Here is a 14,132-nt window from a genome sequence, read left to right as displayed (position 1 = left end):
AAGGATTGCGATGACCAACGGGGTTGTGATTGTCGGTGCGGGCCATGCCGGCGTGCAGGCCGCCGCCAGCCTGCGCGAAGAGGGCTATGAAGGGCCCGTCGTCTTGATCGGCGACGAGCGGGAACTGCCTTATCACAAACCGCCGCTGTCCAAGACCTTCATCAAGGATCCCGAGGCCAAGCCGCAGCCCTTGCGTGGCGAGGCCTTCTATACCGGCAACACCATCGATTACCGGCCCGGCGTGCGCATTGACAGCATCGATGCCCGCGCGGGACGGTTGAATGTCGCCGGCGGTGGAACGCTCGGCTTCGACCGGCTGATCCTTGCGACCGGGTCGCGGCCGCGCCTGCTGAAGCTCGATGGCGCCGGCCTTGCCGGCGTGGTTTCGCTGCGCTCGCTGGCCGATGCGCGCCTGATCCGCGAGTTCAGCGCGCAAAGCGAGGACGTGGTCATTCTCGGCGGCGGCTTCATCGGGCTGGAGATCGCGGCGACGCTGAGGGCCGCCGGCCGCAACGTCACCGTCGTCGAGGCCGTCGACCGGTTGCTCGGCCGCGCCGTGGCGCCGGTCATCGCCGCACATGTGCGCCAACGCCTGGAGGCGATCGGCGTGCGCATCCTAACCGGCACCACTGTTGCCCGGCTGGAGGGTGACAGCGGCCGCGTCTCGGCAGCGATCGCCTCAAGTGGCGAACGCCTGCCGGCTCAGATGGTGATCATCGGCATCGGCGTCGTGCCCAATGTCGAACTGGCCGAAGCCGCTGGGCTCGCCATCGGCAACGGCATCCGCGTCAACCAGCATATGCAGAGCACGATCCCCGAAATCCTCGCCATCGGCGACGCGGCCGCCTACCGCCACTGGTTCACCGGCGGCGACGTGCGGCTGGAATCGGTGCAGAACGCCACCGACCAGGCGCGGCTCGCCGCGCGCACCATCCTCGGCCATGCCGAGCCCTTCGCCGCCGTGCCGTGGTTCTGGTCGGATATCGGCGACATGAAGCTGCAGATGGTAGGGCTGACGCAAGGCGGGGACAGCCATGTGGTGCTCGGCGACCTCGCCGAGAACAAATTCTCGATCTACCACTATGCCGGCGACCGGCTGCTCGGCATCGAATCCGTCAACCGCCCGGCCGACCACATGCTTGGCCGCAAGATGCTGGGAGCGGGCTTCTCGCCAACGCCGCAGACGGTCGCGGGTGGGCCGGACGCGCTGAAGGCGGCGCTTGCGGCCTTCAGTCAGGACGAACCGGCCAGGGCCAGCGCGTAGAGATTGCCAATTTTTTCTGCACGCAACAAAATGCCGGCATGGGCACAATCAAAATCTCACTGCCGACAAGCTTGAAGCATTTTGTCGATCAGCAAGTGACGGAACGGGGCTTTGGTACGAGCAGTGAGTATGTGCGTGAATTGATCCGCCACGATCAGGATCGTCACCATTTGCGCAGTCTGCTTCTCAAAGGCGCATCATCCATGCCGACCGTCCCGATTGACGATGACTATTTCGCAGCACTGTGCAGGCGAGCCCGGGGCCGATAGACTGGCATACGGGTGCTGCACGCCAGGGTGATTGTTCAGGAGAATACGGGCCACCCTCAGGCCGCCCGCGCGTCGCGGATCGAGCTTTCCAGAATATCCAGCGCCTCGGTCATGACGCCGTCCTGGATGGTGATCGGCGACAGGAAGCGGATGACGTTGCCGTAAACGCCGCAGGTGAGCAGGATGAGGCCCTTGTCCAGCGCCTTCAGCCGCACCGCGTTGGCGAATTCGGCCGACGGCAGGCCTTTCTTCACATCGTTGAACTCGACCGCGTTCATGAAGCCCGGGCCGCGGATGTCGACGATCTCCGGCGCGTCCTCGCGGATCGATTCCAGCCGTTGCTTCAGCCTGGCGCCCAGCGCATTGGCGCGGTCGCAGAGCTTTTCTTCCTCGATGACGTCGAGCACGGCGTGCGCGGCGGCGACGCCGATCGGGCTGCCGCCATAGGTGCCGCCCAGTCCGCCGGGGCCAGGCGCGTCCATGATCTCGGCGCGGCCGGTGACGGCCGACAGCGGGAAGCCGCCGGCAAGGCTCTTGGCCATTGTGGTGAGATCGGGCGCCACGTCGTGATGGTCCATGGCGAACATCTTGCCGGTGCGGGCAAAGCCGGTCTGCACCTCGTCGGCGACGAGCAGGATGCCATGCTGGTCGCAGATCTTGCGCAGTGCTGCCACGAAATCGCGCGGCGCTTCGTAGAAACCGCCCTCGCCCTGCACCGGCTCGACAATGATGGCGGCAACGCGGTTCGGATCGACATCGGCCTTGAACAGCCTGTCGAGCGCGGCGAGAGAATCGGCGACCGAAACGCCATGCAGCGCGACCGGGAACGGCGCATGGAAGACATCGGCAGGCATCGCGCCGAAGCCGACCTTGTAAGGTACCACCTTGCCGGTCAGTGCCATGCCCATGAAGGTGCGGCCGTGGAAGCCGCCGGAAAAGGCGATGACGGCCTGGCGGCCGGTGGCGCTGCGGGCGATCTTGATGGCGTTCTCGACCGCCTCGGCGCCGGTGGTGACGAAGATCGTCTTCTTGTCGAACTTGCCGGGCAGCATGCCGTTCAGCCGCTCGGCGAGATGAACGTAGCTCTCATAGGGCACGACCTGGTGGCAGGTGTGGGTGAAGCGGTCGAGCTGCGCCTTGACCGCCTCGATCACCTTCGGGTGGCGATGGCCGGTGTTGACCACGGCGATGCCGGAAGAGAAGTCGATGTAGCGGCGGCCTTCGACATCCCAGATTTCCGAATTCTCGGCGCGATCGGCGTAGATCTGCGTCGTCATGCCGACGCCGCGCGAGATCGACTGGTTCTTGCGTTCGGAAATGGCTGAATTCTTCATGTTGTCCCTCATCGGGCCATCCCTCATCGAGATTGGCCCGTTCCCGTTTGATGCCGTTGAAATCCCTTCTGGCCTTATTTCATGTTTTGCTCAAGTCGGCACCATGGCCCAGTCGATTGGGCCTGCGAGAATGCCCTTAACCAGGCTGACGAAACACGCCCCGGAAAGAGTTTCCTTTTGCCGCCGATCGATTAATCTCCTTTCATCCGCGACGTGCCGCCGTCAGCAGCGGCCCCCACGGCTTGAGGGGAACCATGAGCAGGAAAGCGACATCGTCCGCCTTGCCGTCTTCGCCACACCGCCATCCTTTTCGTTCAAAAACGCTGTTGCTGCTCGTTTGCGCCGGCGCTGCGGTTTCGATGTCCGGCTGCCAGAAGCAGCAGGCGGCGGAAAAGAAATTGCCGGTGGTGGTGACGACGCAAACTGTCGCCCTCGCCGACTACGCGCCGCGAACCTCGCTGACCGGGGTGATCGCGGCCCGCACACTCAACAATCTGTCGTTCCGCGTCGGCGGCCGGGTCGCCGAGCGTCTGGTCGATGTCGGCCAGCATGTCGACCAGGGCGCGGTGCTTGCCCGGATCGACCCGCAGGAACAGGAGTCGGACCTGCGCTCGGCCCAAGCCGATCTCGACGCGGCGCAGGCGCAACTCACCCAGGCCGAGGCCACCTACCAACGGCAAAAGACGCTGCTTTCGCAGGGTTTCACAACGAGGCGGGATTTCGACAGCGCGGACCAGGCCCTGAAAGTGGCGCAAGGCAGCGTCGACGCGGCGCTAAGCGCCTTGGCCAATGCCAAGGAAAACCTGTCCTACACCGAACTCAAGGCCGGGGCCCCCGGCGTCATCACGGCGCGCCAGGTCGAGGCCGGACAGGTGGTGCAAGCGGCGCAGACCGTGTTCACCATTGCCGAGGACGGCGACCGCGACGCCGTCTTCAACGTGCACGAGACGCTGGTTGCCCAGACCCCGCCCTCGCCTGCGGTGACGATCACGCTGCTGTCGGACCCGCAGGTGCGCGCGGTGGGCAAGGTGCGCGAGATTTCGCCGGCGGTCGACACCCAGTCCGGATCGATCCGGGTCAAGGTCGGCATCCCTGACACGCCGGCCGGCATGCCGCTTGGCGCAGCCGTGATCGGCACGGTCAGCGCCAAGCCGGTCAGGGCCATCCTTTTGCCATGGCAGGCGCTGACATCCGCCGCCGGCAAGCCCGCCGTCTGGATCGTCGACCCGTCTAGCAAGGCGGTGACGGAGACGCCGGTCGAGGTGCTCGCCTTCGATTCAGGCATCATCGCCGTCGACAAGGGATTGCAGGAAGGACAGAGCGTCGTCACCGCCGGCGGACAGTTGCTCAGCACCGGACAGACGGTCGAGATCGCTGGAGCCAGCCAATGAACCGGTTGCGGCACGTCGCTCCCCTGCTCGTCCTTGCCGCGCTCGCCGCCTGCTCGCGCTCGGAAGAGAAGCCGCCGGAGGTCATCCGGCCGGTGCTTTCGGTGGTGGTCGAGCCGAAGACCGTCGAAGCCTTTGGCTTCGCCGGTTCGGTCGAGCCGCAATACAGTGCCGACCTCGCCTTCCGCCTGCTCGGCCGCGTCGTCTCGCGCGACGTCAAGGTCGGGGACCTCGTCACCAAGGGCACGACGATCGCGGCGCTCGATCCGACGGCGCTGGAGCTTGCCGTCCAGGCCTCGAAAGCCGATCTGTCGAACGCGCAGGCACAGTTCATCAACGCAGCCGCCAGCGAGGATCGCCAGCGCCAGCTGCTGGCCTCGGCCAACACATCGCAAGCCACGTTTGATGCCGCGAAACAGGCGCGGCAGGCCGCGGAAGCCGGGGTCGAGCGCGCCAACGCCGCTTTGGCCAAGTCGCAGGAGCAGCTCGGCTATGCCCGGCTGTTCTCCGATTTCGACGGCGTCGTCACCGCTACCGGCGCCGAGGTCGGCCAGACGGTTTCGGCCGGACAGACCGTCGTCACCGTAGCGCGTACCGACCCGCGCGAGGCGGTGGTCGACATCCCCGATCAGCTGACCGGCGACCTCACCGTCGGCATGCCCTTCGAGGTGGTCCTGCAATCGCTGCCGACGATCAAGACACAGGCGAGGCTGCGTGAGATCGCCCCGCAGTCGGAAGGCGCCACGCGCACACGGCGCGTGAAGCTGACGCTGGTCGATCCACCGACGGCGTTCCGGTTGGGCTCGACAATCACGGCGACGCGCGTGACCAAGGTGGACCCGACGATCGAACTGCCGATATCGGCGCTGCTCGAAAAAGACGGCTCGGAGAAAGTCTGGATCGTCGATCCGCAGTCCTCCAGCGTGAGCACGCGCGAGATCAAGGTCGCGTCGAAGAACGGCGGCAGCTTCACGGTGGCCGGAGGGCTCGAGGCCGGCATGCGCGTCGTCACCGCCGGCGTCCATAGCCTGAGCGAAGGCCAGAAGGTGAAAGTGCCGGAGGGCGGCGTCTGATGAAGGGCTTCAACCTCTCCGACTGGGCGCTCAGTCACCGCTCCATGGTCTGGTATTTCATGCTGGTCTTCGTGGTGGCCGGCATCTTCTCCTATCTCAATCTTGGCCGCGAGGAAGACCCCGCCTTCACCATCAAGACCATGATCATCCAGGCCAACTGGCCGGGCGCTTCGGTCAAGGAGACGGTGCAGCAGGTGACCGACCGCATCGAGAAGAAGCTCGAGGAGCTCGACAGCCTCGACTACACCAAATCGGTCACCACTGCCGGCCAGACGGTCATCTTCGTCAACCTGAAGGACACCACTAAGGCGCGCGACGTCGTGCCGAACTGGCTTCAGGTGCGCAACATGGTCAACGACATCAAGGCGCAGCTTCCGCAGGGCGTGCAGGGACCGTTCTTCAACGACCGCTTCGGCGACGTCTACGGCAACATCTACGCCTTCACCGCCGACGGGCTGACGCCGCGCCAGCTGCGCGACTATGTCGAAGATGTCCGCACCAAGATCCTGACCGTGCCGAATGCCGGCAAGGTCGATCTGGTCGGCGCGCAGGACGAGGCCATCTATCTCGAGTTCTCGACGCGCCAGATCGCGGCCCTCGGCCTCAACCAGCAGCAAATCGTCGCCAGCCTGCAGGCGCAGAACGCGATCACGCCGTCAGGTGTCATCCAGTCCGGGCCCGAGCGGATCAGCGTGCGCGTCGGCGGCCAGTTCACCTCCGAGGAAAGCCTGCGGGCCATCAATTTGCGCGTCAACGATCGCTTCTTCCGGCTGAGCGACGTGGCGACGATCCGGCGCGGCTATGTCGACCCGCCGACGGCCCTGTTCCGCTTCAACGGCCAGGACGCGATCGGGCTTGCCATCGGCATGAAGCCCAACGCCAATCTGCTGAAATTCGGCGAGGCACTGCATGAGGAGATGCAGAAGGTGCTGGCCGACCTGCCGGTCGGCGTCGGCGTGCATCTGGTGGCCGACCAGCCTGTGATCGTCGAAGAGGCGGTCTCGGGCTTCACGCGGGCGCTGTTCGAGGCCGTCGCGATCGTGCTCGCCGTCTCCTTCATCAGCCTGGGGCTACGCGCCGGCTTCGTCGTCGCACTGTCGATCCCGCTGGTGCTGGCCATCACCTTCACAGTGATGGCCTATCTCGGCATCTCGCTGCAGCGCATTTCGCTTGGCGCCCTGATCATCGCACTCGGCCTTTTGGTCGACGACGCAATGATCGCGGTCGAGATGATGGTGGCGCGGCTGGAAGTCGGCGACAATCTGCGCAAGGCGGCAACCTACGTCTACACCTCGACCGCCTTTCCGATGCTGACCGGCACGCTGGTGACGGTCGCCGGCTTCATCCCGATCGGCCTCAACTCCAGCGCCGCGGGCGAGTACACCTTCACGCTGTTCGTCGTCATCGCGGTGTCGCTGCTGGTGTCATGGATCGTGGCGGTGCTGTTCGCGCCGCTGCTCGGCGTCACCATCCTGCCTGCGACGATGAAGGAGAAGCACCACGACCAGCCAGGACGCTTCACCTCGCTGTTCCGGCGCGTGCTTGTCTTCTGCGTGCGCCGGCACTGGCTGACGATCATCGTGACGGTGCTTGTGTTCGCCGCCTCGGTCGCCGGCTTCGGCCTCGTGCAGCAGCAGTTCTTCCCGCCCTCCGACCGGCCGGAGCTGATCGTCGACTGGAACTTGCCGCAGAACTCCTCGATCACCGAGACGCGCGACCAGATGGAGCGCTTCGAGCAGCGGGCGCTGGCCGGCAATCCGGACATCGACCACTTCTCCTCCTATATCGGCGAGGGTGCCGTGCGCTTCGTGCTGGCTTATGACGTGCAGCCTGCCAATCCCTATTTCGGCCAGACCGTCATCGTCACCAAGAACATCGAGGCGCGCAACCGCGTGAAGCCGGCGCTGGAGAAGCTGCTGCGCGAGGAGTTCGTCGGCACCGACGCGTTCGTCAAATTGCTGGAGCTCGGCCCGCCGGTCGGCAGGCCGGTGCAGTACCGCGTCGGCGGTCCCGATATCCAGGCGGTGCGGGAACTGGCGCAGCAATTCGCCGGCGTGATCTCGGCCAATCCGAAGCTGGCCGCCCCCACCTTCGACTGGAACGAACCGCAGCGCGTGCTGAGGGTCGACGTGCTGCAGGACAAGGCGCGCCAGCTCGGCATCACCTCTTCCGACATCGCCAGCGCGCTGAACAGCACGGTGGGCGGCTCGACGATCACGCAGGTGCGCGACGCGACCTATCTCATCGACGTCGTGGCGCGGTCGCGCGCGGCCGAGCGCGGCTCGATCGAGACGCTGCAGAACATGCAGCTGCCGACCGGCAACGGCGAGTCGATCCCGCTCGCCGCCGTCGCCAACTTCCGCTACGACCTCGAACAGCCGACGGTCTGGCGGCGCAACCGCACGCCGACCATCACGGTGCGCGCCGGCCTGGTCGGCGACGTGCTGCCGGCGACCGTCGTCAACGAGCTGAAGCCGTCGGTGGACGCCTTCATCGCCAAGCTGCCGCCCGGCTATTCGGTCGAGACCGCGGGTTCGGTCGAGGAAAGCGCCAAGAGCCAGGGCCCGATCGCGGCCGTGGTGCCGTTGATGCTGTTCATCATGGCGACCATCCTGATGGTGCAGTTGCAGAGCTTCCAACGCCTGTTCCTGGTGGTGGCGGTGGCGCCGCTCGGCCTGATCGGCGTGGTGGCGGCGCTCGTTCCCAGCGGCGCGCCGTTGGGCTTCGTCGCCATCCTCGGAGTCTTGGCGCTGATCGGCATCCTGATCCGCAACTCGGTCATCCTGATCGTGCAGATCGAGGACCTCGTCGCCGAAGGCAAGGACCGCTGGGCGGCGGTGGTCGAAGCGACCGAGCATCGCATGCGGCCGATCGGGCTGACCGCCGCGGCTGCAAGTCTCGCGCTGATCCCAATCGCGCGCGAAGTGTTCTGGGGACCGATGGCCTACGCGATGATGGGCGGCATCATCGCCGGCACGGCGATCACGCTGCTCTTCCTGCCGGCGCTTTACGTGACGTGGTTCAGGATCAAGGAGCCGGAGGATGGGCAGGAGCCGCCGGTTCTCGATGCCGGCGAACCGACAAAAAGCCCAACTTAACTGCCCTCCGGATCATAGTTGTCGTTGAAGCCCACGGGCGGCGATTTTGCACGCTGCCAAGGCGACGATTTCGAGCTGCGCCATGCGTGCCAGCCCTCAGGCAAATCGGCTAGTTCGAGAACACTCTCATCTCGCTCAACCACTTCTTGCAGGCCGACGAGCATTACGTCGCGCTTATCCCAATCTCGATTGTCGCTGCTGTAGAATAGCCAACTCCCATCGTCCGCCTCGTGCGAAACGTATGAGATCCAGTCGCCGCTTCTAAATATGCTTCGGTCAGAAATCACCGCGACGTTGGGCGGGTCGTCGAATTTCCATTCCCCCATAGAACTCCTCAAACATCCTGGGTGTGCTCAAGAGCGACTCACGCCGTCCGCACGAACCCCTCACTCGCCCTGAGCAGATTACGCGTATAATCCTCGCTGACCCGATGGCCGATCAGCTGGCTCGCGGTAAGCGTTTCCACCGCCTCGCCGTTCTGCATCACCATCAGCCGCTCGCACATATGAGTGATGATGGCGAGGTCGTGGCTGACCATCAGGAAGGTGAGCTTGCGCCGCCGCCGCACCTCTTCGAGAAGGTTCAGCACTTCGGCCTGAACGGAGGCGTCGAGCGCCGAGGTCGGCTCGTCGAGCAGAAGGATTGAGGGTTCGAGGATCAGCGCACGCGCGATGGCGACACGCTGGCGTTGGCCGCCGGAAAGCTGGTGCGCATAGCGGAAGCGGAAGCCCTTGCCGAGGCCGACCTCGTCCAGCGCGCGCCCGATGCGCTTCTCGCCGTCGGAAATGCCATGGATCGCCAGCGGCTCCTGCAGCAGGCGGTCGACTGTCTGGCGCGGATGCAGCGAGCCGTAGGGGTCCTGGAACACCATCTGCACTTCGCGGTAGAAGGCCTTGTCGCGGGTTCTGCCGAGGGTCTTGCCGTTGACGGTGATGGTGCCCGAGGCGACAGGCGCAAGGCCGGTGATAGCCTTCAGCAGCGTCGACTTGCCGGAGCCGCTTTCGCCGACCAGGCCGTAGGATTCGCCTTCGCGCACTTCCAGGCTTACGCCCTTCAGCGCGCGAAAACGGTCGAAGACCACTTCCAGCCCTTGGATGGCGATGGCGGCCGTCATGCCGCCCACTCCGGCTTGCGGTCGAGCACCGGCAGCGGATGGCGCTCGAAGCCGATCCTCGGCATGCAGTTGAGCAGGCCGCGCGTGTAGGGGTGCTGGGCATCGCGCAGTTCGGACGCCTTGATCTGCTCGACCACCTTGCCGGCATACATGACGACCACGCGGTCGCAGAAGGACGACACCAGGCGCAGATCATGCGAGATGAAGATCAGCCCCATGCCGCGCTCGGCGACGAGCTTGTCGAGGATCTTGAGCACGTCGAGCTGCACGGTGACGTCCAGCGCCGAGGTCGGCTCGTCGGCGATCATCAGCTCCGGTCCGGTGACCAGCATCATGGCGATCATGGCGCGCTGGCCCATGCCGCCCGAGACCTCGTGCGGGTAAAGGTCGAAGACGCGGGCCGGATCGCGGATCTGCACCGCCTGCAGCATGGCTAAAGCGCGCTCGCGCGCCTCTGCCTTGGAGACCTTTTCGTGGGTGCGCAGCGTCTCAACAATCTGGCGGCCGATGGTCATCACCGGATCCAGCGAATATTTCGGATCCTGCAGGATCATGGCGATGCGGTTTCCCCGCAGCGACCGGCGCTGGCGAGGCGAGATCGAGAGCAGGTCGATGCCGTCGAAGGCGAGCTTCTTGGCCGAGACCTCGGCCTGCGGCGGGGTCAGCCCCATGATGGCGCGGCCGGTCTGCGATTTGCCGGAGCCGCTCTCGCCGACAATGCCGAGACGCTCGCGGCCGAGCGAGAAGGAAACGCCGCGCACGGCCTGCACGAGCCCGGTGCGGGTCGGGAAGGTGACGCGCAGATCGTCGACTTCGAGGAGCGTGTCGCTCATTGGTCCCCACTCCGGGGATCAAGCGCATCGCGCAGGCCATCGCCGAGCAGGTTGAAGCCGAGGCTGACGATGAGGATGGCCGCTCCGGGCGCCGCTGCCACCCACCACTGGTCGAGGATGAAGCGGCGGCCGGACGCGATCATCGCGCCCCATTCGGGCAGCGGCGGCTGCGCGCCGAGACCGAGGAAGCCGAGACCGGCGGCGGTCAGGATGATGCCGGCCATGTCCAGCGTCACCCGGATGATCAGCGAGGAAATGCAGAGCGGCATGATGTGGCGCAGCACGATGCGGAAGGGCGAGGCGCCCATCAGTTGCACCGCCTTGATGTAATCGGAGTTGCGCACCGTTAGCGTTTCAGCGCGGGCGATGCGCGCGTAGGGCGGCCAGGAGGTGATGGCGATCGCCAGCACCGCGTTCTCGATGCCTGGGCCGAGCGCGGCCACGAAGGCGAGCGCCAGCACCAGCTTGGGAAAGGCAAGGAAGATGTCGGTGACGCGCATCAGGATCGTGTCGGTCCAGCCGCCGGCGTAACCGGCGACGGTACCGACCAAAAGGCCGATGGGCGCGGCGATGATGGCGACGAGGATGACCACATAAAGCGTCCAGCGCGCGCCATAGACGATGCGCGAATAGATGTCGCGGCCAAGGTCGTCGGTGCCGAACCAGTGCGCAGCGCTCGGCGCCAGCAGGCGGGCGTTCTTCAGATCGCCGACGGTCGGCGAATAGGGCGCCAGCACGTCGGCAAGCGCGGCGACCGCCACCAGCGCGATGATGATGAGCATGCCGACCAGCGCCAACCGGTTCGCCGAGAAGCGGCGCCAGGCGACATAGGCGCGGCCTAGCCTTGCCTGCAGGCGCGAGGCCGGCCGGTCGCTGAGCAGCCATTCGCGCCTGGATTGGATGGTTTCAGCGCTCATCCGATCTTCGTCCTCGGATCGAGCAGCCGGTAGAGCAGATCGGACAAGAGGTTGATGGCGATGAAGACCGAGCCGATGGCGATGGTGCCGCCAAGCACGGCATTCATGTCGGCGTTCTGCAGCGAGTTGGTGATGTAAAGGCCGATGCCCGGCCAGGAGAAGACGGTCTCGGTCAGCACCGAGCCCTCGAGCAGGTTGGCGTAGGAAAGCGCGATCACCGTCACCATCGGCACCGCGGCGTTGCGCAGCGCATGGCCCCAGATGATGCGCGTCTCCGACAGGCCCTTGGCACGCGCCGCGACGATATATTCCTGCGCCAGCTCGTTCAGCATGAAGGAGCGGGTCATGCGGCTGATATAGGCGAGCGACAGATAGCCGAGCAGCGCGGCCGGCAGGACGATATGACGCCAGGCGTCGTGGAAGACGTCCCACTGCCCCTGGATCGCGGCATCGAGCAGGTAGAAGCCGGTGATCGGCGTGAAGGTGTATTCGTAGACGACGTCGAGCCGCGCCGGGAAAGCGATCCATTGCAGCTTGGCGTAGAACAGCACCAGGCCGAGCAGCCCAAGCCAGAAGATCGGCACGGAATAGCCGATGAGGCCGACGACGCGGGCGATCTGGTCAATCAGGCTGCCGCGCTTGACGGCGGCCAGCACGCCGAGCGGCACGCCGATGACGGCGCCGATGATGGTGCCCAGCGTCGCCAGCTCGATGGTCGCCGGAAAGACGCGGCGGATGTCTGACATCACCGGATTGGTGGTCAGCACCGAGGTGCCGAAGTCGCCCCTCAGCGCTGCTTTGACATAGAGGTAGAACTGCTCGATCCAGGGCAGGTCGAGACCCATCTCGCGGCGCGTGCGTTCGACGACGGCGGTCGGCGCGCGATCGCCGAGGACGGCCAGCACCGGATCGATCGGGATAACGCGCCCGATGAAGAAAGTCACCGCGAGCAGGCCGAGATAGGTCGTCACCGCGACGACCAGGAAGCGGCCGAGCGAGGATAGGATGCCGACGGCACGGGCGCTGCCGCGCCCTGCCGCCGCCTGGTTTTCAGCTACGCTCACGAGGGGCGTCCGAGGACGCTATTCCTTCGAGACCGGACCGACGAAATTGGTGTCGAAGCTGGGGCCGAGAGCGAAGCCCTTGAGGTTCTTGCGCAGGCCCGCCACTTCCAGCTGCTGATGGATGATGACGAAGGGGCTGGTGTCGAGGATCTTCTTCTGCAGATCCTTGTACATGTCGGCGCGCTTGGCCGAATCCTTTTCCAGAAGCGCTGCCTCGGTCTCCTTGGTCAGGTCCGGGATGTCCCAGGCATTGCGCCAGGCCAATGTCTTGATCTTGGCGGCGTCGGAATTATCCGGATTGGAGGCGAAGGTCTGGGCATTGGAGTTCGGATCGAAATAGTCCTGGCCCCAGTTGCCGATATAGATGTCGTGGTTGCGGGCGCGATATTTGGTAAGCGTCTGCTTACCATCGCCTGGGATGATCTCCAGCTGGATGCCGGCCTGGCCGAGCGTCTGCTGGATCGATTCCGCCATGCCGGTGGTCGGCTGGCCGGTGCGAACGTCCATCGTCACCTTGAAACCATCCGCCAGGCCGGCCTTGGCGAGCAACTCCTTGGCCTTGGCGATGTCGAGCTTGAACGGGTTGTCATCGATCGCGCCAAGGTCGCCCTTGGGCAGGAAGGACTGGTGGATCTCGCCGATGCCCTTGAGGATGGTGGTGCTCAGCGCGTCATAGTCGACCAGATATTTGAACGCCTGGCGAACTTCCGGCTTGGCGAGGTTCGGATTCTTCTGGTTGAGGCTGATGTAGTAGACCGTGCCCTTCGGCGCGCTTGTGGTGGTGAGGTCGGCATTCTTGGCGATGGCGTCGAGGTCGTTCGGCTCGAGGTTGCGGGCGACGTCGATATCGCCCGCCTCCAGCGCCAGGCGCTGGGCCGAGCTTTCCTTCATGTTGCGGTAGATGACGCGGGCGAGCTTGGCCTTCTCGCCATTGTAATTGTCGTTGCGCTCCAGAACGACGGCCTCGTTGGCGCGCCATTCGCGCAGCTTGTACTGGCCCGAACCGGCATAGCCGGTCTTCAGCCAGGCATTGCCGAAGTCGTTGTCCCATTTGTAATCGGCGCTCGGCGTGACGGCGGCGACATGCTCCTTCACCAGCTTCGAGTCGACGACGGAGGCCACGGTGGCGGACAGGCAGTTGAGCACGAAGCTCGGCGCGTAAGCCTTGTCGACGACGAACTGGAAGGTGGTGTCGTCGACCGCCTTGGCCTTCTCGGTGACATTGTCGCCGCTGATGCCGAACTGGTTGATGATGAAGGCCGGGCTCTTGTCGAGCTTGATGGCGCGCTCGAAGGAATAGGCGACATCGGCGGCGGTGATCGGATTGCCGGACGCGAACTTCATGCCGGACTTGAGCTTGAAGGTGTAGGTCAGGCCGTCGTCGGACACCGTCCAGCTCTCGGCGAGGTCGGGCTTGACCTTCGAGGTATCGCCGAGGTCGAGGCGGACCAGCAGATCATAGGTGTTGCCGGTGACTTCGGCGGTCGACAGCTCGAACGCCTCGCCCGGATCCATCGAGATGATGTCGTCGATGGCGAAGCCTTCGACCAGCGTGTCGGCGGGCGTGACCGCGAAAGCGGGCGTCGCGAGCAGCGCGGTCATCGCCACACCTGCAAGCAAGCTACGGACGGCAAACTTTTCCAGCATCATGGTGATCGTTCCCTGTTCTTGTTGACCTGAGTTCCCGGCTCAGGGCGTATTGTTCTCAGCAAGGCCGGCAACGGCTTTGACGGCTTACCGTCGTGGTTTTTGTCCAGTTGGTCAACTCCCTATTCGAT

At 65.1% G+C, this 14,132-nt stretch carries 12 protein-coding genes; 5 read left to right on the top strand and 7 right to left on the bottom strand.

Features of this window, described 5'->3' with window-relative positions:
- Positions 1-10 precede the first annotated feature (10 nt).
- Positions 11-1,264, top strand: coding sequence for an FAD-dependent oxidoreductase (locus tag E5X34_RS00885; RefSeq protein WP_292559823.1), 1,254 nt, complete (start codon positions 11-13; stop codon positions 1,262-1,264).
- A 38-nt stretch (positions 1,265-1,302) separates the two neighbouring features.
- Positions 1,303-1,533: a type II toxin-antitoxin system ParD family antitoxin gene (locus tag E5X34_RS00880; protein ID WP_292559820.1), complete on the top strand. Its 231-nt coding sequence runs from the start codon at positions 1,303-1,305 to the stop codon at positions 1,531-1,533.
- 56 nt (positions 1,534-1,589) lie between these two features.
- Here the strand turns inward: E5X34_RS00880 and E5X34_RS00875 are convergent, their stop codons facing one another.
- A complete protein-coding gene (locus E5X34_RS00875; protein WP_292559817.1) occupies positions 1,590-2,867 on the bottom strand; it encodes a 4-aminobutyrate--2-oxoglutarate transaminase in 1,278 nt (425 codons plus the stop codon).
- A gap of 326 nt (positions 2,868-3,193) precedes the next feature.
- On the opposite strand from E5X34_RS00875, the gene E5X34_RS00870 reads away from it, so the two are divergent.
- From E5X34_RS00870 to E5X34_RS00860, 3 genes are read left to right on the top strand one after another with little or no spacing between them, the layout of a single operon-like run.
- On the top strand, positions 3,194-4,258 hold the full coding sequence (locus E5X34_RS00870) for an efflux RND transporter periplasmic adaptor subunit (RefSeq protein WP_292559814.1): 1,065 nt from the start codon (positions 3,194-3,196) through the stop codon (positions 4,256-4,258).
- Positions 4,255-5,328 carry an efflux RND transporter periplasmic adaptor subunit gene (locus tag E5X34_RS00865; protein WP_292559812.1) on the top strand — a complete coding sequence of 358 codons (1,074 nt, stop codon included), beginning with the start codon at positions 4,255-4,257 and terminating at the stop codon, positions 5,326-5,328. Before E5X34_RS00870 ends, E5X34_RS00865 begins: the two co-directional genes overlap by 4 nt.
- Positions 5,328-8,426, top strand: a complete 3,099-nt coding sequence (locus E5X34_RS00860) for an efflux RND transporter permease subunit (RefSeq protein ID WP_292559809.1) — start codon at positions 5,328-5,330, stop codon at positions 8,424-8,426. The genes E5X34_RS00865 and E5X34_RS00860 overlap by 1 nt, the downstream gene beginning before the upstream one ends.
- Here the strand turns inward: E5X34_RS00860 and E5X34_RS00855 are convergent.
- The 6 genes from E5X34_RS00855 to E5X34_RS00830 are packed head-to-tail and all read right to left on the bottom strand — an operon-like array spanning position 8,423 to position 14,004.
- Entirely contained in the window at positions 8,423-8,752 is a 330-nt protein-coding gene (locus E5X34_RS00855; protein WP_292559806.1) for a hypothetical protein, read from the bottom strand. The genes E5X34_RS00860 and E5X34_RS00855 overlap by 4 nt on opposite strands.
- A gap of 38 nt (positions 8,753-8,790) precedes the next feature.
- Positions 8,791-9,540: an ABC transporter ATP-binding protein gene (locus E5X34_RS00850; RefSeq protein WP_292559802.1), complete on the bottom strand. Its 750-nt coding sequence runs from the start codon at positions 9,538-9,540 to the stop codon at positions 8,791-8,793.
- Positions 9,537-10,373, bottom strand: coding sequence for an ABC transporter ATP-binding protein (locus tag E5X34_RS00845; protein WP_292332542.1), 837 nt, complete (start codon positions 10,371-10,373; stop codon positions 9,537-9,539). The genes E5X34_RS00850 and E5X34_RS00845 overlap by 4 nt, the downstream gene beginning before the upstream one ends.
- Entirely contained in the window at positions 10,370-11,290 is a 921-nt protein-coding gene (gene nikC / locus E5X34_RS00840) for a nickel transporter permease (RefSeq protein ID WP_292559799.1), read from the bottom strand. Before nikC ends, E5X34_RS00845 begins: the two co-directional genes overlap by 4 nt.
- Positions 11,287-12,354 (bottom strand): ABC transporter permease, encoded by a 1,068-nt coding sequence (locus tag E5X34_RS00835; protein ID WP_292559796.1) that lies wholly within the window; start codon positions 12,352-12,354, stop codon positions 11,287-11,289. Before E5X34_RS00835 ends, nikC begins: the two co-directional genes overlap by 4 nt.
- 18 nt (positions 12,355-12,372) lie before the next feature.
- On the bottom strand, positions 12,373-14,004 hold the full coding sequence (locus E5X34_RS00830; RefSeq protein ID WP_292559793.1) for an ABC transporter substrate-binding protein: 1,632 nt from the start codon (positions 14,002-14,004) through the stop codon (positions 12,373-12,375).
- Between the last annotated feature and the right edge of the window lie 128 nt (positions 14,005-14,132).

The sequence above is a fragment of the Mesorhizobium sp. genome, from assembly GCF_004963255.1.
Classification (GTDB): Bacteria; Pseudomonadota; Alphaproteobacteria; order Rhizobiales; family Rhizobiaceae; genus Mesorhizobium.
Note: the sequence above shows the minus strand (reverse complement) of the source record. Positions and strands in the feature narration are given on the sequence as shown.

Bases quoted from the DNA above. Each gene is read 5' to 3' on its own strand.
- E5X34_RS00885 (WP_292559823.1), top strand. From the start codon at position 11: ATGACCAACGGGGTTGTGATTGTCGGTGCGGGCCATGCCGGCGTGCAG.
- E5X34_RS00880 (WP_292559820.1), top strand. From the start codon at position 1,303: ATGGGCACAATCAAAATCTCACTGCCGACAAGCTTGAAGCATTTTGTC.
- E5X34_RS00875 (WP_292559817.1), bottom strand. From the start codon at position 2,867: ATGAAGAATTCAGCCATTTCCGAACGCAAGAACCAGTCGATCTCGCGC.
- E5X34_RS00865 (WP_292559812.1), top strand. From the start codon at position 4,255: ATGAACCGGTTGCGGCACGTCGCTCCCCTGCTCGTCCTTGCCGCGCTC.
- E5X34_RS00860 (WP_292559809.1), top strand. From the start codon at position 5,328: ATGAAGGGCTTCAACCTCTCCGACTGGGCGCTCAGTCACCGCTCCATG.
- E5X34_RS00855 (WP_292559806.1), bottom strand. From the start codon at position 8,752: ATGGGGGAATGGAAATTCGACGACCCGCCCAACGTCGCGGTGATTTCT.
- E5X34_RS00850 (WP_292559802.1), bottom strand. From the start codon at position 9,540: ATGACGGCCGCCATCGCCATCCAAGGGCTGGAAGTGGTCTTCGACCGT.
- E5X34_RS00845 (WP_292332542.1), bottom strand. From the start codon at position 10,373: ATGAGCGACACGCTCCTCGAAGTCGACGATCTGCGCGTCACCTTCCCG.
- nikC (WP_292559799.1), bottom strand. From the start codon at position 11,290: ATGAGCGCTGAAACCATCCAATCCAGGCGCGAATGGCTGCTCAGCGAC.
- E5X34_RS00830 (WP_292559793.1), bottom strand. From the start codon at position 14,004: ATGATGCTGGAAAAGTTTGCCGTCCGTAGCTTGCTTGCAGGTGTGGCG.